The organism is Clostridium sp. YIM B02506 (genome assembly GCF_022324845.1).
GTDB classification, from domain to species: domain Bacteria; phylum Bacillota; class Clostridia; order Clostridiales; family Clostridiaceae; genus Clostridium_T; species Clostridium_T intestinale.
Genome location: NZ_JAKGTG010000015.1, coordinates 24,358 through 45,248 on the forward strand (window position 1 = coordinate 24,358; position 20,891 = coordinate 45,248).

Annotated in this window: 19 protein-coding genes and 1 pseudogene; 16 read left to right on the forward strand and 4 right to left on the reverse strand. The window is 29.9% G+C overall.

Annotated features, from left to right (window positions below):
* Positions 1–77 precede the first annotated feature (77 nt).
* Positions 78–1,364, forward strand: coding sequence for an FRG domain-containing protein (locus L1S49_RS12530; RefSeq protein ID WP_238904979.1), 1,287 nt, complete (start codon positions 78–80; stop codon positions 1,362–1,364).
* A 57-nt stretch (positions 1,365–1,421) separates the two neighbouring features.
* On the opposite strand, the gene L1S49_RS12535 is transcribed toward L1S49_RS12530, so the two are convergent.
* Entirely contained in the window at positions 1,422–2,009 is a 588-nt protein-coding gene (locus tag L1S49_RS12535) for a sigma-70 family RNA polymerase sigma factor (RefSeq protein WP_238904981.1), read from the reverse strand.
* Positions 2,010–2,390: 381 nt separating this feature from the next.
* On the opposite strand from L1S49_RS12535, the gene L1S49_RS12540 reads away from it, so the two are divergent.
* A complete protein-coding gene (locus tag L1S49_RS12540) occupies positions 2,391–4,385 on the forward strand; it encodes a methyl-accepting chemotaxis protein (protein ID WP_238904983.1) in 1,995 nt (664 codons plus the stop codon).
* 57 nt (positions 4,386–4,442) lie between these two features.
* Here the strand turns inward: L1S49_RS12540 and L1S49_RS12545 are convergent, their stop codons facing one another.
* Positions 4,443–5,258: a MerR family transcriptional regulator gene (locus L1S49_RS12545; RefSeq protein WP_238904985.1), complete on the reverse strand. Its 816-nt coding sequence runs from the start codon at positions 5,256–5,258 to the stop codon at positions 4,443–4,445.
* A gap of 223 nt (positions 5,259–5,481) precedes the next feature.
* Between L1S49_RS12545 and L1S49_RS12550 the strand changes: the two genes are divergently transcribed.
* On the forward strand, positions 5,482–6,927 hold the full coding sequence (locus tag L1S49_RS12550) for an FAD-dependent oxidoreductase (protein WP_275299592.1): 1,446 nt from the start codon (positions 5,482–5,484) through the stop codon (positions 6,925–6,927).
* 155 nt (positions 6,928–7,082) lie between these two features.
* Here the strand turns inward: L1S49_RS12550 and L1S49_RS12555 are convergent, their stop codons facing one another.
* Positions 7,083–9,182 (reverse strand): PTS sugar transporter subunit IIA, encoded by a 2,100-nt coding sequence (locus L1S49_RS12555; RefSeq protein WP_238904987.1) that lies wholly within the window; start codon positions 9,180–9,182, stop codon positions 7,083–7,085.
* 296 nt (positions 9,183–9,478) lie between these two features.
* Between L1S49_RS12555 and L1S49_RS12560 the strand changes: the two genes are divergently transcribed.
* The 10 genes from L1S49_RS12560 to L1S49_RS12605 all read left to right on the forward strand — a co-directional run bounded on the left by L1S49_RS12560 (position 9,479) and on the right by L1S49_RS12605 (position 17,091).
* Positions 9,479–9,739, forward strand: coding sequence for an HPr family phosphocarrier protein (locus tag L1S49_RS12560; RefSeq protein WP_238904989.1), 261 nt, complete (start codon positions 9,479–9,481; stop codon positions 9,737–9,739).
* A gap of 30 nt (positions 9,740–9,769) precedes the next feature.
* On the forward strand, positions 9,770–10,171 hold the full coding sequence (locus L1S49_RS12565; protein ID WP_238904991.1) for a hypothetical protein: 402 nt from the start codon (positions 9,770–9,772) through the stop codon (positions 10,169–10,171).
* A 38-nt stretch (positions 10,172–10,209) separates the two neighbouring features.
* Entirely contained in the window at positions 10,210–10,668 is a 459-nt protein-coding gene (locus tag L1S49_RS12570; protein ID WP_238904993.1) for a PTS sugar transporter subunit IIA, read from the forward strand.
* Between the two features lie 31 nt (positions 10,669–10,699).
* Positions 10,700–10,999: a PTS fructose transporter subunit IIB gene (locus L1S49_RS12575; RefSeq protein WP_238904995.1), complete on the forward strand. Its 300-nt coding sequence runs from the start codon at positions 10,700–10,702 to the stop codon at positions 10,997–10,999.
* A gap of 34 nt (positions 11,000–11,033) precedes the next feature.
* Positions 11,034–12,467 carry a PTS transporter subunit IIC gene (locus L1S49_RS12580; protein WP_238904997.1) on the forward strand — a complete coding sequence of 478 codons (1,434 nt, stop codon included), beginning with the start codon at positions 11,034–11,036 and terminating at the stop codon, positions 12,465–12,467.
* Between the two features lie 108 nt (positions 12,468–12,575).
* Positions 12,576–13,637 carry a 2-hydroxyacid dehydrogenase gene (locus L1S49_RS12585; protein ID WP_238904999.1) on the forward strand — a complete coding sequence of 354 codons (1,062 nt, stop codon included), beginning with the start codon at positions 12,576–12,578 and terminating at the stop codon, positions 13,635–13,637.
* Between the two features lie 16 nt (positions 13,638–13,653).
* Positions 13,654–14,337, forward strand: coding sequence for an L-fuculose-phosphate aldolase (locus L1S49_RS12590; protein ID WP_238905001.1), 684 nt, complete (start codon positions 13,654–13,656; stop codon positions 14,335–14,337).
* Between the two features lie 14 nt (positions 14,338–14,351).
* Entirely contained in the window at positions 14,352–15,377 is a 1,026-nt protein-coding gene (locus L1S49_RS12595) for an alcohol dehydrogenase catalytic domain-containing protein (RefSeq protein ID WP_238905003.1), read from the forward strand.
* 18 nt (positions 15,378–15,395) lie between these two features.
* A complete protein-coding gene (locus L1S49_RS12600; RefSeq protein ID WP_343073977.1) occupies positions 15,396–16,553 on the forward strand; it encodes an iron-containing alcohol dehydrogenase in 1,158 nt (385 codons plus the stop codon).
* Between the two features lie 190 nt (positions 16,554–16,743).
* Entirely contained in the window at positions 16,744–17,091 is a 348-nt protein-coding gene (locus L1S49_RS12605; RefSeq protein ID WP_238905011.1) for a hypothetical protein, read from the forward strand.
* Positions 17,092–17,181: 90 nt separating this feature from the next.
* On the opposite strand, the pseudogene L1S49_RS12610 reads toward L1S49_RS12605, so the two are convergent.
* Positions 17,182–17,511: pseudogene (locus L1S49_RS12610) on the reverse strand (C40 family peptidase); the annotation flags it as partial.
* A gap of 341 nt (positions 17,512–17,852) precedes the next feature.
* Between L1S49_RS12610 and L1S49_RS12615 the strand changes: the two are divergent.
* The 3 genes from L1S49_RS12615 to gpmA all read left to right on the forward strand — a co-directional run bounded on the left by L1S49_RS12615 (position 17,853) and on the right by gpmA (position 20,868).
* A complete protein-coding gene (locus L1S49_RS12615) occupies positions 17,853–18,869 on the forward strand; it encodes an AI-2E family transporter (protein WP_073017536.1) in 1,017 nt (338 codons plus the stop codon).
* Positions 18,870–19,055: 186 nt separating this feature from the next.
* A complete protein-coding gene (locus L1S49_RS12620; protein ID WP_238905013.1) occupies positions 19,056–19,934 on the forward strand; it encodes an HDOD domain-containing protein in 879 nt (292 codons plus the stop codon).
* A gap of 187 nt (positions 19,935–20,121) precedes the next feature.
* On the forward strand, positions 20,122–20,868 hold the full coding sequence (gene gpmA, locus L1S49_RS12625) for a 2,3-diphosphoglycerate-dependent phosphoglycerate mutase (RefSeq protein ID WP_238905015.1): 747 nt from the start codon (positions 20,122–20,124) through the stop codon (positions 20,866–20,868).
* The last annotated feature ends 23 nt before the right edge of the window (positions 20,869–20,891 follow it).

A 20,891-nucleotide genomic window follows, 5' to 3' on the forward strand; every position in this document is an offset into this window, starting at 1 on the left:
GAAACAGTTACTGTAAAATAGAAATAAGTGTAAGTAGTTAAGTTTAAATATTTTGGTTAGTTTAGGAGGGTGCTATTTTGTTCTTTATTTTCTTTGAAAAAATATATACTAATCCATTTGTGGAAAAAGCATTCTATTTAGTATGTGGAGAAAAACTTATTACTGATGGATACTGTGATATGAATCGTTATATATCTGGCAAGATTAGCAAAGATTCAATGCTGCAAATATTAAAGAATATAGATTCTCCATTTACTGAACTATATAGGAGCAAATTCGTTGAAGCAAAGGATATTGAGAAAGCTCTTGATGCATTTATTAATTCCAAAGCTATGAGGAATTATGGAAATGCTGACTTTATGAAATTTGAGGAAGCGCAGGCTTTAATTAATTGGATTTACAAGTCAATAAACACAATTGATGAGCGTTTAGTAGCTACTAAGGAAATGATGAAGTCATTAAAAGAAAAGTACAAGCTGTCAAGTGAAGTAAATATTTCTCAAGGGATAGTATATCTAAACTCAACAGTTGAGTTAAATTTTTTGTCTTCCATTGAAGAGTTTTTTAAATATATTAGAGAAATATCACTGCCAGGGAAAACATTATTTTATAGGGGACACGCGGAAGCTAATTATATCTTAATTCCTTCATTAATGCGTAGGCATAACTGGAGGATTAGTGAAAGAAAAATGTACAATGAACTAATAATTAAGTGTCCAAGTAGTTTTGAAAAAATGAAATCTCATCTTGAATATCTTGTGGAAATGCAACATTATGGGTTGCCTACAAGGCTATTAGATATAACAACTAATCCTTTGGTTGCCTTATATTTTGCATGCGAAAACTATCAGGATTCTTTTGGAGAGATTGTAGTTTTTTCTGTTGATGATAACTCTATAAAATATCCTCAAAGTGATACTGTTTCTATATTGGCAAGTTTACCTATGTTTGAATATGAAAAACAACAAGAGATGTATGAGTGTGCAAGTGATAAAAATATGTCACAAGAACAGTTTAATACAAAAGTACATCCTTTATTACAGGAAGTGAAATCTGAAAAGCCTGCATTTAGAGATGAGATTGAAAAAAATGATTTGCTTAGTAGTGTAGTTGTATTGCCGCTTAAAAACAATAATAGAGTTCTTAAGCAGGATGGAGCATTTATATTATGTGGTTTATCTAAGAACTATAAAGAGCTGGATTTAAATGAGTTAAGATATAAAGATTCTAATGAAAAAAGACAAGTATTTATAATTAAGGAGAAGAAAAGTTTTATTGATATGTTGAATGCTTTTTCCATAAACAAATCAACTCTTTTTCCTGAAATTGATGATGTTGCTGATTTTATTAAAAGAAGATACTAATATGCGGAAGACAATTTGTCTTCCGCATAATTACTGATTATTTAAGCTTAATTTGCTTTAATTACCACTAATTGAAATATCATTTCTTAGATTGAATTTCAATTTATTAATAATACTATTTTTCTTATTAACAACTTTTGAGTAGTTAAGATTGCTATGCAAGGAATACTGCTTTAAGGTATGTTTTTTTAGAAAAACATAGTCTACAAGCTTCTTTTCAGTGTGACTAAGCTCACTAATTGCCTTTTTTAAGTTATCAATATCAATTTTTTTGATAACTTCATCTTCTATAAATTCCTTATCATTTGATACTACATGTTCAAGATTATCAGTAAGAATTAATGTAGCTGCCCCATCAGTTTCGTTTCTTTTATTAGCTAATCTTATTAATAAGCCAACTGAGTTTTTTATTGAGATAGTAGCATAGGCAACAAACCTGTGTTTTTCAGGGTTATATCTACTTAAGCAATTAAATAAACTGTTATAACATTCATTAACTATGTCTTCAAACTCAAAACCATGAATGTAAGATTTTTTTGCAAGATTTAATATAAATGGTTTAAAATTTTCTGCTAATTCTTCCTTTGCTCTCATATCTCCTTTTATCGATAGTAACGCTAATCTTTCCACTTCATCAAAATTCAAATTTATCACCTCTTACTCATTTTTAATAGGAGGTTGATGGGGTAAGTAATGAATTAATAGGCCATTGATATTAGTCATAATTGCAGTTATGGCAGGGTTGGAATTGAAGGGATTCTTCAGGTACTTTATCTATAGGAAAATTATACCATAAACCAATCTTGATAGGAATAGGCGTTCTAGATAGCTAACAATTTTTATATTTTAAGCTACTACTTTTTTATCGTTTTTGAATGGTTATTAAATCTCCAAAAATAAACAAATTAGTTTATATGAAAACTAAATTTTGGTAATATTTTTATATTAATCATTGACTATGGGGTTACCCCTTGATTTAAAATTGATTTGTTTTTAATAAAAACAATTAAACAAAGGGGGACAATGATGAAAAGTATAAAATCAAAATTAATAGTATTTGTGGGATCCCTGTTCATAGTTATATGCATAAGCATGGGAATAGTGGCATTCTTAACAGCAAAAAGTTCTCTAGAATCTAATTTAGAGAAAACACTTCCTAATATTTCAGTAAGAACTGCTGCAAATATTGAAAGTAAAATAGAAGGTGAATTAAAATCACTTGAGTCGATAGCTGCTAGAGATGAAATAAGCAATCCTGACATATCTTTAGAAAAAAAATTATCAATTCTTTCTGAGGAATCTAAAAGGATTGGAAGCTTAAGGATGGGGGTTGTAGATAAAAATGGATCAGCTCATAACACAAGTGGTACAACCGCTGAGATAAAGGATAGAGAGTATTTTCAAAAAGCATTATCAGGGGAAGGTACTGTTTCAGATCCAATAATAAACAAAACTGATGAAAGCGTAATTATTATTTATGCAGTTCCGATTAAACATAATAATGAAGTAGTTGGAGTATTAATTGAAACTAGGGATGGAAATTATTTAAGTGAATTAACTAATGAAGTTAAGGTTGGTGAAACTGGGTATGCATTTATGATAAATAAAAAAGGCATAACTATTGCTAATACTAATAGTGACTTAGTAGTTAAAATGAATAATGCTATAGAAAAAGCAGAGAAGGATGAAAGTTTACATAGTCTTGTAGAAATCTATAAAAAAATGATAGTCGGAGAGACTGGATTAGGTGAATATAAGTATAATGGGGTTAAAAAAATAATAGGATATGCTCCAGTAAATGGTGGGGAATGGTCCGTAGGAGTTACAGTAAATAAAAAAGAAATTTTATCAGAATTAGATGGATTGCTGATACTTATATCAGTAGCAGCTGCTGTATTAGTACTAGTAGGTTTTATTATGATTTATATAATATCAAGTACTATAGCAAAAGGGATAAAATCAACTTCTAAACATCTAAAGCTATTATCAGAAGGAAATTTAAATAAAGAAGTATCTCCCAAGTATTTAAGGCTGAAAGATGAAATTGGAGATATGACAAATTCAATGAAAGTAATGCAAGAATCATTGGGAGCAATGATTAAAAAGATAAAGAATAACTCTGAAAATATTAATTTTCGCTCTGAAAATCTAACAGCTATATCAGAGCAGATAGCAAATGTATCAGAAAATGTAACTGAAGCCATTTCTGATATCACTAAGGGGACAGGATCTCAATCAGAAGACTTAATGTTAATTGTAACAATACTTAATGAATTTAGTGATAAATTATCTGAAATGGTTAAAGAGATTCAGGACGTAGACTCAAATTCAAAGCAGATAAATATTATGGCAAACAATAGTAGTAATGATATGAATGAATTAAATAAATCTGTTATAAATGTAAGTACTTCTTTTAAGAGTTTTTATGATAAAATAAAAATCTTAGGAGAAAATATTAAACAAATAAATGAAATAACTAATTTAATCAATAGTATATCAGAGCAAACAAACTTACTAGCATTAAATGCTGCTATTGAGGCTGCTAGAGCTGGGGTATCTGGAAAAGGTTTTTCGGTAGTAGCAGAAGAAATAAGAAAATTAGCAGAGCAATCGAAGGATTCAGCAGAAAATATAAGTAAATTAATAAATATAATATCAAAGAATTCAGATGTTATAGTAAAAGATTCGGTAACTATGGATGATGAATTAATGAAACAAGTTGAGATTATTGATAATTCAACAAAATCTTTTAAAGAAATCATATCTGCTGTGGGCGAAGTAATACCTAAAATTGATAGTATTAAAAGCTCTGCTGAAAATATAGAAGGCGATAAAAATGTTATATTAAGTAGAATAGATGGAATATCTTCAATTTCATTAGAAACTTCAGCATCATCTGAGGAGATATCAGCGTCATCAGAAGAGATGTATGCTTCAACTGAAGAAGTAGCCGAAGCTGCAAAAACGCTTAATAGTATGACTACTCAAATGATAGAAGAAGTAAATAGATTTAAGATTTAATGATAAAATAAAAATAGAATTACTTGCTTATTAGCTAGGTAATTCTATTTTTATTATTTAGCTTCTATCTATAGCTTTAACTCGAGCCCATATTAAAATATAGTATATAGGGATTGTGTCTGCATTTTCAATAAAAAGCAATCTTCCAGAAGTATTATCTACAAATTCATATCCTTTTAATTTTGCATAAGAGGTAAGACAAGATAAATCATCAGGAGAAATAGAGAATATATCCTTTACAGCAATGCAGGTTCTAATACATAAACCTTCATTAGTTATCTTAACATTATTACTACAACTTAAAGATAGATCATCGAAATATTTTTTTGTTATTCCTATACCGATAGTTGAAGAATATTTTTTGCTAAAGGTATCATCATTTAATTCCTCCTTGGATAATGATATAGATATATATGAAAATGGAAAACAATTAACCCACTCTTTTATAAAATTGAATTCTTTTATTGAAGAATCTTTGGTGATTATAGGTAATGAATATATTGTTGTACCATGAAATTCATCAACAGAATTTATTAATTTCATACCAAAACTTGAGTATTTTTTAGTTTCTTTTAAGCGGAACAATTCATCCTCAAGTCTCTTAATTTTATCTTCAAGTTCTGTTTCTTTGTCACATAGAAAATAGTTGAATTCATTTAAGGAGGTATTTTTAATAGTATGTCTTATTTCTGATAATGGCATATGTAAACTAGTTAGCTCTTTTGTAAGTAGAGTAATAAGTGCTTGTCTATTATCATATTTAAAATAACCGTTTAGTGATTGAGTTGGCGTAAGAATATTAATATCTTTATAGTGACGAATAGTGTCAATACTCAAACCTAGTAATTGTGCAAATTTTCCTATAGTATACATAGATAACTCCCTTCAATATTAATTGATGATTCGACATATAAGTACAAATTTAGAGTTTATAATAATTAATTATAATAATTAAATTATGTTTAGTATATAGATTATGGAAGAGAAAAATTTTTTTATGAATAATCTATTAATAAATATTGACTATTGTGTTACCCCATGGTTTACAATCAAGTTGTTAATTTTTAAACAATATTTACATACTAAGGGGGATAATATGAAAAAATTATTAGGAATTCTATTATGCGTATTAATGACAAGTACTATGGTTTCTTGTGGAAGTAAAGTAAAAGATGAAACTACAGATATTGTTATCGTAGGTGGTGGTGGTGCAGGAATGACAGCTGCTATAGAAGCAAAATCACAGGGAATGAATGTTATACTTGTAGAGAAGATGCCTGAAATGGGAGGAACTACTCTTCTTGCATCTACTGCATTTAATGCGGGAGGAAGTTCAGTACAATTAGGTAAAAAGAAGGAAGCGACTGATACAGACGCTACTTCATCAGCATCTGTTGATACAACTGTTGATGAGAGTGAAGTGTATACAGCCGATGATTATTATAAAAAGCTTTTAGGTAGCAAAAAGGAAGACGATCCTTCATTGAGATTATTAGCAGATTTATCAGGGAAGACTGCTGATTGGCTTATAGATATGGGGGCTGATTTATCTAAGGTTATAAATGGCTCTCAACATACAACTGAAGATGGCAGTGCTATGGGAAAAATGCTGGTTTCTGTATTACTAAAAAGAATGGATGAATTAAAGATAGATTACAGAACAAATAGTAAAGCAACTAAGGTTATAATGGATGGAGATAAGGCTGTAGGCGTTGAGATTGAAAGCGATAAAGGTAAGTACAAAATAAATGCAAAGGCTGTAATTCTTGCAACAGGAGGATTTGCATCTAATGCAGAAATGGTAGCAAAATATACTCCTCAGTGGGCTGGATATCCTTCGACAGCAAGTGAAGGAGCAACTGGAGATGGTATTACTATGGCGATGGAAGTAGGAGCTGGTATAGGCAATATGGATGTCACATCTCCACAAACTGTTGCATTTGATACTGGTAATGGTGCAGTGTCTTTGACCAATGTGCGTTACAATGGAGCTATATTAGTTAACAAAGAAGGAAAAAGATTTGTAAATGAATTAGCGAATACTACTGAACTTGGTGAAAAAATCACTAAGCAAACTACTGGATATGCATACTTAGTATTTGACCAAGTATCTGTAGATAATGCAGCTCTTATGCAAGAATATAAAGATAGTGGTTATTTTACAGAAGCTGATACTTTAGAAGAGCTAGCAGAAAAGCTTGGCTTAGATGATGGACAAACTTTAGTAGAAACGGTTAATACTTATCAAAAATATTTTGATTCAGGTAAAGATGAAGAGTTTGGTCGTAAAGATTCTATGTTCAGTCGTATTGATACACCAAAATACTATGGAGCTAAAATTTCTCCTGCAAGCCAAATAACAAATGGTGGTGTATTAATTGATTCAGGTGCACATGCATTACGTGAAGATAAAACTGTTATTGAAGGGCTTTATATAGGAGGAGAAACTGCAAGTCAACTAGGACATGGATTGACAGTATCATTTGTAATAGGACGTCTAGCAGCTGAAACTGCCATAGCTGATATTAAAAACAACAAATAAGTCTAAATTCAGAATCATTGATTAAATTATCTGTAATATTTTTTATATTAAAAGTTAAATTATAGAGCTGTTGTATTAGTTAGTATAAAACTACTAATACCCAGCTCTTATTTTTTCAATTTAGCATTATTAATATATCCCTAGGTTTAAATACTCTATGATCTTCTAAATGCTTCTTCTTTTTTAACGTTGTTATCTTCATAATATTTAAAGATATTTACAATATCATTTTTATCTTTAGCGGATATAAATTTATTAAAAGCTTTAGGATTACAAAGTGTATTCATTGTAGTAAAAAGCATATTAAGATTTTTCTTAGTATCTATAATAGAAATCATAATTATTATATTTATTGGATCATTAGTCTTATGGCCAAACTTTACAGGCTTTTTTAGCCTTACAAAAGAAGCACCAAGCTTTTTTGCTCCATCTTTAGGAGAGGCATGGGCAATAGCAACTCCAGGTGCAAATACAAAGTAAGGACCATTGTCTATTACATTATTGACTACAGCTCTAATATAATTGGGTGTAATTATATCTTTCCATAGAAGGGGTTCTCCCGATAAAATTATTGCCTCTTTCCAATTTTCAACCTCTTTATCTAATATAATTAACTCGTCAGTTAAAAGAGAGGAAAAGGTTTTCTCTTTTAAAATAGTAGGTTTTATTTTTAGATTTTCGTATTTATCATTGGAGAAGCTATCTATCATAGATTCTTTATTTTTATCTATTTTTGTTATTGCTTTATATGGAGTTATTTTATTTAGGAAATCAGATACCAGTATATTGATATGAACTATATCATCATCAGATAAAATAGGATTTACTTGAATCCAAGGGATAGATATACCGATTAATGGAATTGTACTAATAATTAGATCGCAATTAAGCTGTCTTTTCTGTATATATTCTTTAAGTTTGTGTGAGGATATAATTTCTAAAATATTTAGTTTAAAATGTTTTGATAATCTTTCTGCTAAAAAATGAGATGTTCCAAAACCTACATGACAAACAATAATTACAGAAGGGATAATAAAGCTTTGACGTATTTTTTCTAATGAAGCTTCTATATGCATTAATATATAAGAGCTCTCATCTTCGTTAATCCTCACATTGAGATTTTCTTCTAAGAAGTTAATATTGTCTCTTAATATTTTAAAATCTTTTGGATAAGTTGAAATAAGCTGATCTTTATAGGGATTTATTAAAGGATCTCCTTCTTTTATCCTATGGTAAACTCTAGCTATATGGGCTGTTAAAAATTCTTGAAGTTTGTATTCTTCTTGAAGATTTATATTAAAAGCTTGAGATAGGTTGTACAAGAAGCCGTTAACTATTATATAATAATTGATAAGTTCTTGATTAACAGGAGTATTGTTTTTATAAGTTATTTTATATCTTAATTTATCTGCGAGGTATAAAATATCTCCTTTAGAGAACCCTCTATCATTCATAATTAGTCTTAATGCATACTCAGATATTTCACAGAATATATCATCTGAGTGAATATCTCCTACATAATCTTCTATAATTCTTTTTTTATCTAACCTATAGCATATTATGCAAAGAAGAATTAATATTTCATTGAAATCTATATCTGTCATTGCGATACAAAAATGAGGTTCAAGAATGTAAAGTGCATTTTCAGCCATTGATTTATAAAAATTGAAGTTAATTTGATGTTTTATATAATATAGACATATGTCACCAGAAGTATCTAAAGAGTTTGGATTGGAAAGCTCCTTTTCTTTTAAGAAGCTGTATATGACGTTTCTTCTAGTGCTTTCATCTATATCTAAAATATAACCATATCTCTTATTCTCAGAGAAGGATACACCATATTTATTTAATATATTTCTTGCTAAAGAAATGTCTTTTTTTATTGAGCTTCTGCTAGCAAATAGAGCATCTTCAAAATCTGCAATAGTTATGGGTTCATCTGATAATAAAAGCATTATAGATATTATTATCTGTCTTTCATCAGAAGAAAGTCTATAATCGTAAAAGTCACTTTTAGCTGCAATATTTAAAATTTTATTTATGTGAGCTTTTTCTCCTATGAAAGATACCTTACTATTATTTTTTATTAAGATATTCTGAAAGTCATTATCTATTAAAAAGTCCTCTATTATAGATATATGATTCCTGATAGTACGAACATTAACGTTAAAATAATCCCCAAGTTCTAATAAATGAAATTCCTTGTTTTTATTGTTTATTAAAAAAACCAATAGTTCATAAACTCTATTATTCATATGGAACTCCCCTCTATAACACTACCTTCTAAGATATAAGACTATTATAATATACTTTCAAATTTAGTTGTAACTGTTTGCAATATAATTTATTAACAAATGTCTTCCCGATTTTGAGAAAACTTTTAACCAGTTAAATAGTTTCAATATGTTCTATGAAATAGGTAATTTTATTGCCCTTTTATATATTTTTTATTGAACTTATAATTTAGGCATAGACAGATTGTGCTTTTGGTCATTGTGAAAGTTAATAATATAAGTTTATGATTTAAAAATAATTAGTGAAGGAGTAAATCATGGTAGAGAGAGAAATAACAGTAAAAAATAAAACAGGAATTCATTCTCGTCCGGCATCAGAACTAGTAAAAAAATGTTCTAATTTTAAAAGTAATGTTGTTATAAAAACTGATGATAAAAAAATTAATGCAAAGAGTATACTAAATGTTTTATCAGCTGGTATAGTTCAAGGAACAAAAATCACCCTCTGTACAGAAGGTGAAGATGAGGTTGAAGCATTAGAAAGCATTTCAAATTTTATTAATAACTTAATAGATTAATTATATTTATTTCTTTATGGAGGTGGTGTTATGGGGAAAGAAATAAATGAGATTCCTTGTCTTTACTGTGGCAAAAAAACTACTAGCAGAAAATTTATAATAAACCCTAAGGCAAAAGAGGAAATGCCTTGCTGTAGTAGTCAGTGTATGAATGAGGTTAAAAAATTTATTGAGTGGGATAAGTATAATAGAATGAAGTTGTATGTTATGTTGTTTATTTTTGTTGTTTTGAATTTGATCATTTTAGGATTTGATTGGAGTTCCAGGTGGAGAAATACTCCAATTATATGTATAGCTATTTCTGTTTATTTTTACCCCTTAATTTTTACAAGGTATATAAGATATCAAAAACTAGGAATTAAAAAGACAATTAAGAGTGTGAAGGCAATAAGCATTTTTATAGTAGCATTTAATATTTTATTAATGCTATAGATTATAGATTATAAAAAAGTATTAGAGGAGAAAAGTACATGAATTTATTAAATAAAAATTTAATTATTATGAATGCTGATGTATCTTCAGCTGAGGAATGTATTAGATTAGCAGCAGGTTTATTCTATAAATATGGATATGTAAAGGAAGGCTATGGAGAAGCTGTTCTTGAAAGAGAACAGAATTACCCAACAGGGCTTCCAGGTAAAGGTGTTAATATTGCAATTCCTCATACTAATAATAAACTTGTAAACAAACCAGGTATTGCAGTAATTATTCCTAAGAGACCAGTGAAATTTACTATGATGGGAACAGATGATAATATCTTAGATTGTGAAATTATTATTCCTTTAGTGGTTTTTGATTCACATATGCAAATAAATATGTTAAAGAAAATGACAAAGATTATTCAGGATGAAAAATTACTTAAAATGATTTTAGATTCAAAAAATGAGGAAGAAGTAATAGCGTGTTTAATCTCTTTAGAAGAGAATTAAATAAAAAATAACATGTAAAGGGGAGTTTATTATGAGATCAGTAAAAATTTTATCAGTCTGCGGTTCAGGTACTGTTAGTTCGGCTATGCTTTCATCAAAACTCGAGGACGTTTTAGAGGAAAATGGATATTCTATGGAAGCAACAGAAGTTGCTCCAGGGGGAGTACCACTTGCTATTCAATCTGGTAAGTTTGATTTAATAGCATACACAAGTCCTGTAGAAGGTGATTATGGAATTCCAATATTAAATGCTACACAATTTTTAGTAGGTATTAATGAAGAGGATTTCATTGATAAATTATTAGAGATACTTAAAGGAATAAGTCTATAATTTAAAAAATAATAATTTGTTAGGGGAGAATATAATGTCAATTTTTGATTTTTTGAAAACCTTTTTTGACACATTTGGTAACTATATAACAGTGCCAATAATTATTTTTATAATTTGCTTATGTTTTAAAACTCCTGTAAAAAAAGCTTTTGCCTCAGCAGTATTGATAGGTGTTGGGTTAAAAGGTATGGCTTTTATTACTAGTGCATTTGGAAGTGTTCTTTCGGTATTAGTTAAACAAATTATTGATTATACTGGATTAAGCCTTCCAGCTCTTGATATAGGTTGGCAAGCTGTAGCATCGGTTGCTTATTCAACTAATATAGGGATGATGTTTATCGGAGTAGGACTTATTTTTCAAATTGTATTATGGCTTATAAAATGGACGGATATTTTTATGCCTTCAGATTTGTGGAACAATTATTCAATTATAGTATGGGGCTCTATGATATATCAGCTTACCAATAATTTAATTCTAGCCTTTGCAGTAATGCTTTTTATAAACTTAGTGACACTATTAATTTCGGAAGTAGTACAGAAACGTTGGTCTATATATTACAGATACCCTGGTTGTGCTATGACAGCTCCACATCATATGGGAGATGCACCAATGTATCTTGCTCTTAATATAATTCTTAGCAAATTAGGTATGGATAAAATAAAAGTAGATCCTGATACAATTCGTAAAAAAATTGGATTCTTAGGAGAACCAATGTATATAGGTATAATAGTTGGTCTTATTCTTGGAGTAGTTGGAAACTTTACTAATCTTGCTTCAATGGAAGCTTGGGGACAAATTGCTAATGTAACAATAACTTGTTCAGCAGTAATGGCTATATTCCCTAAGATAGCTGGTATATTTGCATCTGGTTTCACTGCTTTAACAGACTATTCGAGGAAGACCCTTAAAAAAAGCAAGTATGGTAAAGATAGAGAGTTTATAATTTCTGTAAACGATGCCTTGGGATATGGTGAAGCTGCAACACTTACTACTGGATTATTAGTTATTCCTTTTGCAGTATTGATAGCTTTCTTAATACCAGGAAATTTAGTTATTCCTGTTATGGTTTTACCTTCACTACCATATATGGTAGAGGTTCCAGTTTGTTTATCAAACGGAAATATAATGAAGTCATGGGTAATGGGATGTATAGTATTTACAGCAAAGATTCTTATGGCCTCTTATTGGGCGGCTACATTTACTCAAGTTGCTGCTAATGCAGGGTTTGAATCTGCTATAACAGCTTTAGCTGGAGGAACATTAATAATAGGATTTATAATGTCAAATTGCACTGCAGGAGTTATTACAATGGCATTTTTAACAATGAATCCTTTAATAATTGGTGCTGTAATAGCAGTTTATCTTGTATTGTACATCTTATTTAAGAAAAATAAGGTTTCAGTTCATCAATATCTTGAAAACTTGGCTATAGGTACCAATGATTCAGAACAAACAGTAATTAGCTAGCTATAAAATGTGTTTTATTAATGATACTGTTTGATTTTTTAATAAAGACAAACAGTATCTTATTTTTAAGTTGATATTACTATACGTGATAATGAAAGGAGAGTATATATGAAAATATTAGTTATAGGGGATCGTATTGTAAGCTGTGAGCTTTTAGTAGAAGCTTCAAAGAGTCTATCTATTAGTGAAGAAGTTATAATAAAGGAAATACTTTGGAGTAGCGATAGCAGACAAGATTTTCAAAAGAAAGCATTAAACATCGAAAAAAATGGTCCTGAGGCAGAAGAAATTCCACAAGAACTATATGAAGAAATAGAAGGTGCAGATATAGTATTAACACACTTTTGCCCAATTCCTAAAGCATTAATTGATAAGAGCAACAAATTAAAACTTATAGGAACTTGTCGTGGTGGTATGGAGCATATAGATATTGAGGCTGCTACTAAAAGAAACATACCAGTTATTCATTGTATTCGTAATGCTGAGGCAACATCAGATTTTGCTGTGGGATTAATGTTTGCAGAAACAAGGAATATTGCAAGAGCTCATTTAGCTATAAAAAATGGTAATTGGAGAAAAGACTATGTTAATAATAACTACACTACATCAATGAGAGATATGACTGTAGGTATTGTAGGATTGGGGCATATAGGTAGGTTAGTAGCTGAAAAATGTATAGGTATAGGAATGAAGGTTGTAGCTTATGATCCTTTTGTCACTCAAGAGAAGGTAGATGACATAGGACTTAATGTTAGTATGCTATCTTGTGAAGAGCTATTTAAAAATTCAGACATTATTTCATTGCATCTAAGATTAACCCCTACTACAAAAAACTTCGTAAATGAAGATTTAATAAAATTGATGAAACCAACAGCTTATTTAATAAATACATCTAGAGCAGGTGTATTAGATAAAGATTCACTAGTAAATGCACTAGAGAATAAGACAATTGGTGGTGCCGCTTTAGATGTTTTCTGGGAGGAGCCATTATCACTAGATGATCCTATGTTACAGCTTGATAATATAACGTTAACTCCTCACAATGCAGGTAATGTTGTAGATGCTTTACCAAAATCACCATTGTTATTAGCCAAAACTATAAATGCCTTTTGGGAAACAGGTAAAAGTGATATGGTAGTTAATTTGAATAAATTAAATAAACAGTTATAGAAAGGAAGTAGTAATTATGTTAATGGAAAAAGAGAGAAATGAAGTTGTTGAATATGGAAAATTAATGAGTTCATCTGGTCTTAGTAAAGGAACAAGCGGAAATATAAGTGTATATAATCCTGAAAATGGATATATGGCTATAAGTCCATCTGGTGTAGGCTATTTTGAAACTAAGCCTGAAGATGTTGTAATTATGGACTTGGAAGGAAACATAATAGATGGGGATAAGAAGCCATCTAGTGAGCATGATCTTCATAGCATATTTTATAAAGAAAAACCTGAATCAAGAGCTGTTGTTCATACTCATTCTACTTATTGTACAACCTTTGCATGTCTAAATCAGCCTCTAAAAGCAGTTCACTATGTAATTGGAGGTGCAGGCACATCTACTGTTCCCTGTGCTGAATATGCTACCTTTGGTTCACCAGAGCTTGCACGTAATGTAATTGATAGTTGCGGAAAGGGAAAGGCTGTACTTTTGGCGAACCACGGGCTTGTAACTTGTGGACCAAGTCTTAAAAAGGCCTTTGGTTTAGCTGTAAATATGGAGTTTGTAGCTGAAATGCAGTGGCGTGGAATGTCTGTTGGAAACCCTGTTGTTTTAGACGACAAGGAAATGGACCATGTTATGGAATGTTTCAAGTCATATGGACAACCAGCAAAAAAAGTTGAAGAAAATAAAGAAGGAAATTGTTATTAAAAAGAGAGGGCGATATGTTAAGAGCTGTTTTATATAAAGAAGAGGATTTACGTATAGAGGAGTGTTCTATACCAGAGATAGGATCAGGAGATGTATTAATACAAAATAAGATTTCAACTACTTGTGGAACTGATGTCAAAATATTTAAGAGAGGTTATCCTCTATTAAAGCCACCTCATCCATTTGGCCATGAATTCTCAGGGGTGATTGCTGCTGTAGGAAAAGATGTAAAGGGCTTTAAAGAAGGTGATAGAGTTGCTGTTCATAATACAGCACCTTGTAATCAATGTTATTTTTGTAAAAAAGGACTTCCGTCTATGTGTGAAGATATGTTGTTTAACAGAGGTTCCTATGCAGAATATGTAAGAGTTCCAGAAAGAATAGTTAAGCAAAATATGTTTCTTTTGAATAAGTCTATTTCTCATAAAACAGCTTCTCTAATGGAACCTTTTGCTTGTGCTGTCTATGGCATAGATAATTGCCCTATTCATAGTGGAGATGTTGTAGTAGTTAATGGAGCTGGTCCAATAGGACTTATGTTCGCAAGATTGGCAGTTATGTCTGGTGCAAAAGTAATAGTAACAGATATTATGGATAATAGACTTGATCTAGCTTTAAAACTAGGAGTCTGGAAGACTGTAAATGTTGAAGGACTAGAAGAGAGTGTGGAAGCTGTAAAAGCTTTAACTGAAAACAGGAGAGGTGCAGATGTAGTCATTGAGGCTACTGGTATTATAGGAGTGTGGGAAAATAGTATTAAGATGGTTCGAAAGGGTGGTTTTGTATTACTTTTTGGTGGAACTAAGTCCAATAGTATTCTTAATATAGATTCTACCCTTCTTCATTACTCTCAGATAACCATAAAAGGAGTTTTTCACACTACACCTCTTCATGTTATGACAGCCTTGGAGCTTCTTAATATGGGAGTCATATCTAGTGAAGATTTCATTCAAAATGAATATAAGATTGAAGATCTAGAGGTAGCTATTAGAGAACATGCATCAGGAAAAGTAATAAAGAATTGTATTGAATATCCATAGATAAAGGAGATGATAATATTGTATTCTATAAAATTTGGTTGCGAAAAAATGTTTTGTGGTGAAAATGCAATTAAAGGATTACGGAATTTAGAATCACAGAGAAAAAAGGCCTATATAGTTATGAGTGGTACTATATTAAAGGATATAGGCTACTTAAAAATTGTTACAGATGTTTTAGAAGAAGCAGATTTTAAGTGGAAGATATACACTGATGTTGAAGCAGAACCAAGCTTTCAAAGCATTCTTCGTGGAGCTAATGATATGAAAGAGTTTGAGCCAGACTGGATTATTGGATTTGGAGGCGGTTCTGCTATGGATGCAGCAAAAGCAATGTGGGTATTTTATGAAAATCCAGAATATACGGAAATTGAAGATGTTATGCCTCCAAATGAAATAAAAAATCTTAGGGTAAAGTCTAAGATAGCCTGCATACCTACATCAGCAGGAACTGGAAGTGAAGCAACAAGGGCTGCATTGATAAAAGATCCTATAAAGAAAAAAAAGTACTCTATACGTTGTATGAATGGAAGAATGGTTCCAGATGTTGCTATTCTTGATCCAATATTTACTGTATCAATGCCTAAAAGTCTTACAGCAGCATCAGGAATGGATGCTATAACACATGCAATAGAGTCTTATGTTACTCCATTAGCTAATCCTTATTCTGATGCTATGGCACTAGCTTCTTTTATAAACGGATATAAAAATTTAGCAGAGTGTTATGAAAATGGAAGTAATATGGAGGCCAGAGGAAAGATGTTAGCTGCATCTTGCATGGGTGGAATTGCTTTTTCTAATTGTGCACTTGGTCTTGTTCATAGTATAGCTCATACATTTGGGGCAGAGTATAATATACCTCATGGCTTAGCTAATGCTGTAGTTTTACCTTATGTCCTAGAGTTTAATTCTAGGAATAATGATACCAAGGAGAGATATGATCAGTTAGCATATTATGTAGGAACTAAATCTCTACTTGAGGGAATTTTAGAGCTAAGAAAAAGAATAGATATACCTGAAAGCATGAAGGAGATAATTTCTAATGAGAGAGAGATTTTAGATAAACTAGAATTGTTAATTGACAAAGCTTTTTCCGATGTCTGCACACCATTTACTCCTGTAAAGCCTACTAGGGAAGAGATGAAGGAACTAATATTAAAGGTTTATTATGGGAAATAATATAGAATGTTAAAATGAGATAAGGGTGTTGCAAAATGATATTTTCAAATTATTTTGCTAGCCCTTATTTTTTGTATCTTATAATATCTCTAACTAATAAAAACAACTAAATTTATTAGTTATAAGGAATAAAAGCATATATTAATACAAATATTAATTTAGTGGAATAATTAAATTGGAGTTGATACAAATGATGGAAAAAGCTATGTTTACACAAACTGAATTATTAAATATATGTAGGGCTCAAGAGTATATTAATAATATGAAGAGAAATGGCTATAATGTTGAGATTAGTGAGCTTGTAGATAAGCAAATAAGTAATAATATTGATAGGTTAAGCACTAGAGATAGAGAAGTTCTATTTAGTGAGATAGACAAGATAGTTAATGAAATTAAAGATTATAGCTTTGTTAATCCAGAAGCATATAAAGATTATGTTCAGGATATAACTTCTGTTAAAAATGATATACAAGCGAGCTATATTAATGATATGCAGGAATTAGTAAAGCAGCATTTAAGTGATTATATAGGTTCATAATTATATAAAACAATATAATATAAAAATAGGATGTACTTAGTTAGTTATAGTTTTAAACTATAAGGTAACTTAGTACATCCTTTATTGTTTTTAGTTTAATATTCTTCTTGCGCCAATGAATGTCCATATTGGAGATATCTTAACTACGCTACCAGTTCTAGGTGCGTGAATAATTTGTCCATCGCTTACATAGATACCAACATGTCCAGAGTTAGTAAATACTAGATCACCTGCCTGTAAATCAGCTCTAGCTACAGATGTTCCTTCTTTGATTTGAGTATAGGTTGTCCTAGATAAATTTATGCCTAATTGACCGTATACATATTTTGTAAATCCAGAACAATCAAAAGATGAAGGACCAGTAGCGCCATAAACATAAGGTTTTCCTAAATGTCTTTTTGCTTCATTAACTATATCTTGTCCACTAACAGTAGCTGCATTTGCTTTAACTATAGCGATTGAGGTAGATGATACTATGAATATTAGAAACAGCATTAAAAACTTTTTAATAAATTTCATATTAATTCCCCCTCTTATAATATATTTATAAAGCATTATACTAACGTTTTCAATGAAGAATATATACAAGATAAGGAATAATCTTCTTATATATAAAGAATTAACCTAAGATATTAGGGGGAGGAGAGATAGGCAATAAAGTTTAAATAAATTTTATATATTGTAAGGATTAATACATTGATATAAGGATGTATTATGGTATAGAATTAAATTATTGTGTTAATTTTAGAGGAGATGATATATTGAACTTTATTGAAAGAAATTTGACAAGTAACTCGTTTAAAAAAGCATTGGCATTAGTTTTATTAATAGCTGCACTATTTTTGTTAAAAGATTTTATGTCATTGATACTTCTTACTCTAATCGAGGTGATACTGATACTGGATCTTTCAAAAACCTTGTATAAAAAAGCTAGGTTTAAAAGGATATTTACCAAAAGAATAGTTGATATAATATCATATTTTTTAGTAGTGTTAGGTTTAATTGGATTTTTAGTGGTTTTTATTCCTAATATAGCTAATCAAGTAAACTTATTAATAAATGGAATTAAAAATTATGATTTTAGTGAGTTTATCTCAAAGTTTGATAAGTATAATTTGGATATAAAAGAAGACACTTTGATGAAGGGATTATCCAGTATTAATGTACTTACTATGAAAGCTGTGGGATACATTAAAAATACAGGCTTTAATATAGGACTTTCAATATTATTATCTTTTATGTACATATTAGAACAACATAAACTTAAAGCGTTTTTCCAAAGATTTGAGACTGGAAAAGGAAATTTTCTTTATACATATTATAAATCTCTAGCTAAAATTTTTATGAAATCATTTGTTGTTGTTATAGAAATGCAGCTAGTAATTTCTTTAATAAATGCTATAATCTCAAGCATAATATTAACTCTACTTGGTTTTGAAAATGTCTTTATACTTGGGCCAATGATGTTTATATTAGGACTAATGCCTGTAGTAGGAGTAATAGTTTCTTTTATTCCTTTAAGTATATGTGCATTACAGATTGGAGGAATATCTAAGCTCATATCTGTTGTGGTAATGATTATAGTACTACATGCTTTTGAGAGTTATGTTTTAAATCCAAAGATAATGTCTTCGGCTATACATTTACCTATATTCATAACATTCACTGTTCTTATATTATCAGAGCACTTTTTAGGGGCATGGGGTATGATAATAGGAATACCACTCTTTGTATTTATTTTGGAACTTGTAAATGGGGAAAGAGAAGAAATAGCATAAATGATATAAACTACTTAAAGTTTTACAATTTTAAGTAGTTTATTTTTTTGTCAAAATTAGTGTAGCATCTTTTCAATTATTAAACTTTAATTTAAAGTTTAAATGTATTGTATAAAACTATAAAAATATATATAATTATGTCATAATATACATAATTTTCTGAAAAGACTTATGGGGGTGCTAAGAATGAAAATATCAAAAGAAAGTGTTATAAGTGTTATTAAAAATACAGACAAGCTACCAACAATTAAAGCAGAAATATCCGATTTAATAATAATGATAAACAAAGAAGAGGACATAAATATTACTGAACTTTCATTGAAAATAAATGAATGCGGAAATTTAAGAGAAGCTTTGCTTACTAATATTAATTCTGGATATTTTAAGCTTCAAAGAAAAATTGAATCAATTAAAGATGCAGTTGTTTATTTAGGGATGAGAGCAGTAGAAAAATTAATAGTAGCTTATTTAATAAAATCTCTTTTACCTACTAATTTAGGTAATTCTAAAGAGTTAAATAGTGAAATGTATTGGAAACATTGCTTGGGTACATCAATAGCAGCAAATTTAATAGCTGAAAAGCTTGGAATTGAAGATAAATATAGATATTTTGCCTATGGGCTAATCCACGATATTGGATATACTGCATTAGATGTGTGTTTTCCTGAGATAGTTGATGAGGTATATGAGATTCAGAAAAAAGGAGTAAGTCAGGTTGTTGCTGAAAGAATGATAATGGGAGGATGTACTCACAGCGATATAGGGGAAGTGCTCTGTGAGAAATGGAATCTTCATGAGGATATAAAAACAGTAGTTAAACACCATCACACTCCTTTGGCAGCTGAGAATTATAAATTAGAAGTAATGATATTGAGTGTTGCTGACGCTATAAGCACACTATATTATGAGAAATTAGTAAAAGTAAGTACTAACTTTTCATTAAGCCATAAAATAATTGACGAATTAGGATTAGATATGGAGTTTATAGAAGAGATTAGTAAAGTGCTCCCTATTAAGGTTGAAATGGTTAATAAACAATTAAACTTTGCAATTCTAAGTCTTTAGATTATTGATAATAATTATCAATAAGATGATTTTAAACATAAATACATAAAGTAATGGTTTAAATCAGTTTTAAACTCATTATATTAGGATATTTGAGATGTGATATTTTAAATCAGTAGTGATAAAATTAATATATAGAAAAGAGATAGTACATATTTAATAACTGGTTTAAAGAGAGGGATTAAGAATGAAAAAGATAGTATTATTAAGACATGGAGAAAGTGTTTGGAATAGAGAAAATAGATTTACTGGATGGTCTGATGTTGACTTATCAGATAAAGGTGTACAAGAAGCAATAAAAGCTGGACAAGTGCTTAAAGAAGAAGGATATACATTTGATGTAGCTTTTTCTTCAGTATTAAAAAGATCAATAAAGACTTTGTGGTATGCATTAGATGAGTTAGATCTTTTATGGATTCCAGTTCAAAGATCTTGGAGATTAAATGAAAGACATTATGGGGCCCTTCAAGGACTTAATAAAGCAGAAACAGCTAAAAAGTATGGAGATGAGCAGGTTCATAAGTGGAGAAGAGATTCAGCTGTCTACCCACCAGCATTAGATAAAAATGATGAAAGATATGCGGGACTAGAAAGTAAGTACAAGGATCTTAAAGAAGATGAAATACCATTAACAGAAAACTTAAATGATACAATAGATAGAGTAATACCATATTGGAATGATGTTATAGCTCCAACTATTAGGTTAAACAAAAAGGTTATAATAGCAGCTCATGGAAATAGTTTAAGGGCTTTAGTTAAATATCTAGATAACTTATCTAATGAAGAAGTTACTAACTTAAACATTCCAACAGGAACTCCGCTAGTTTATGAACTAGATGATGATTTAAAACCAATTAGACATTATTACCTAGGAAATATTGAAGAGATAGAAAAATCAAAACTTGAAGTTGAGAATCAAGGCAAAGCACAATAATATATTAAGTCAGTAGAAGTAAA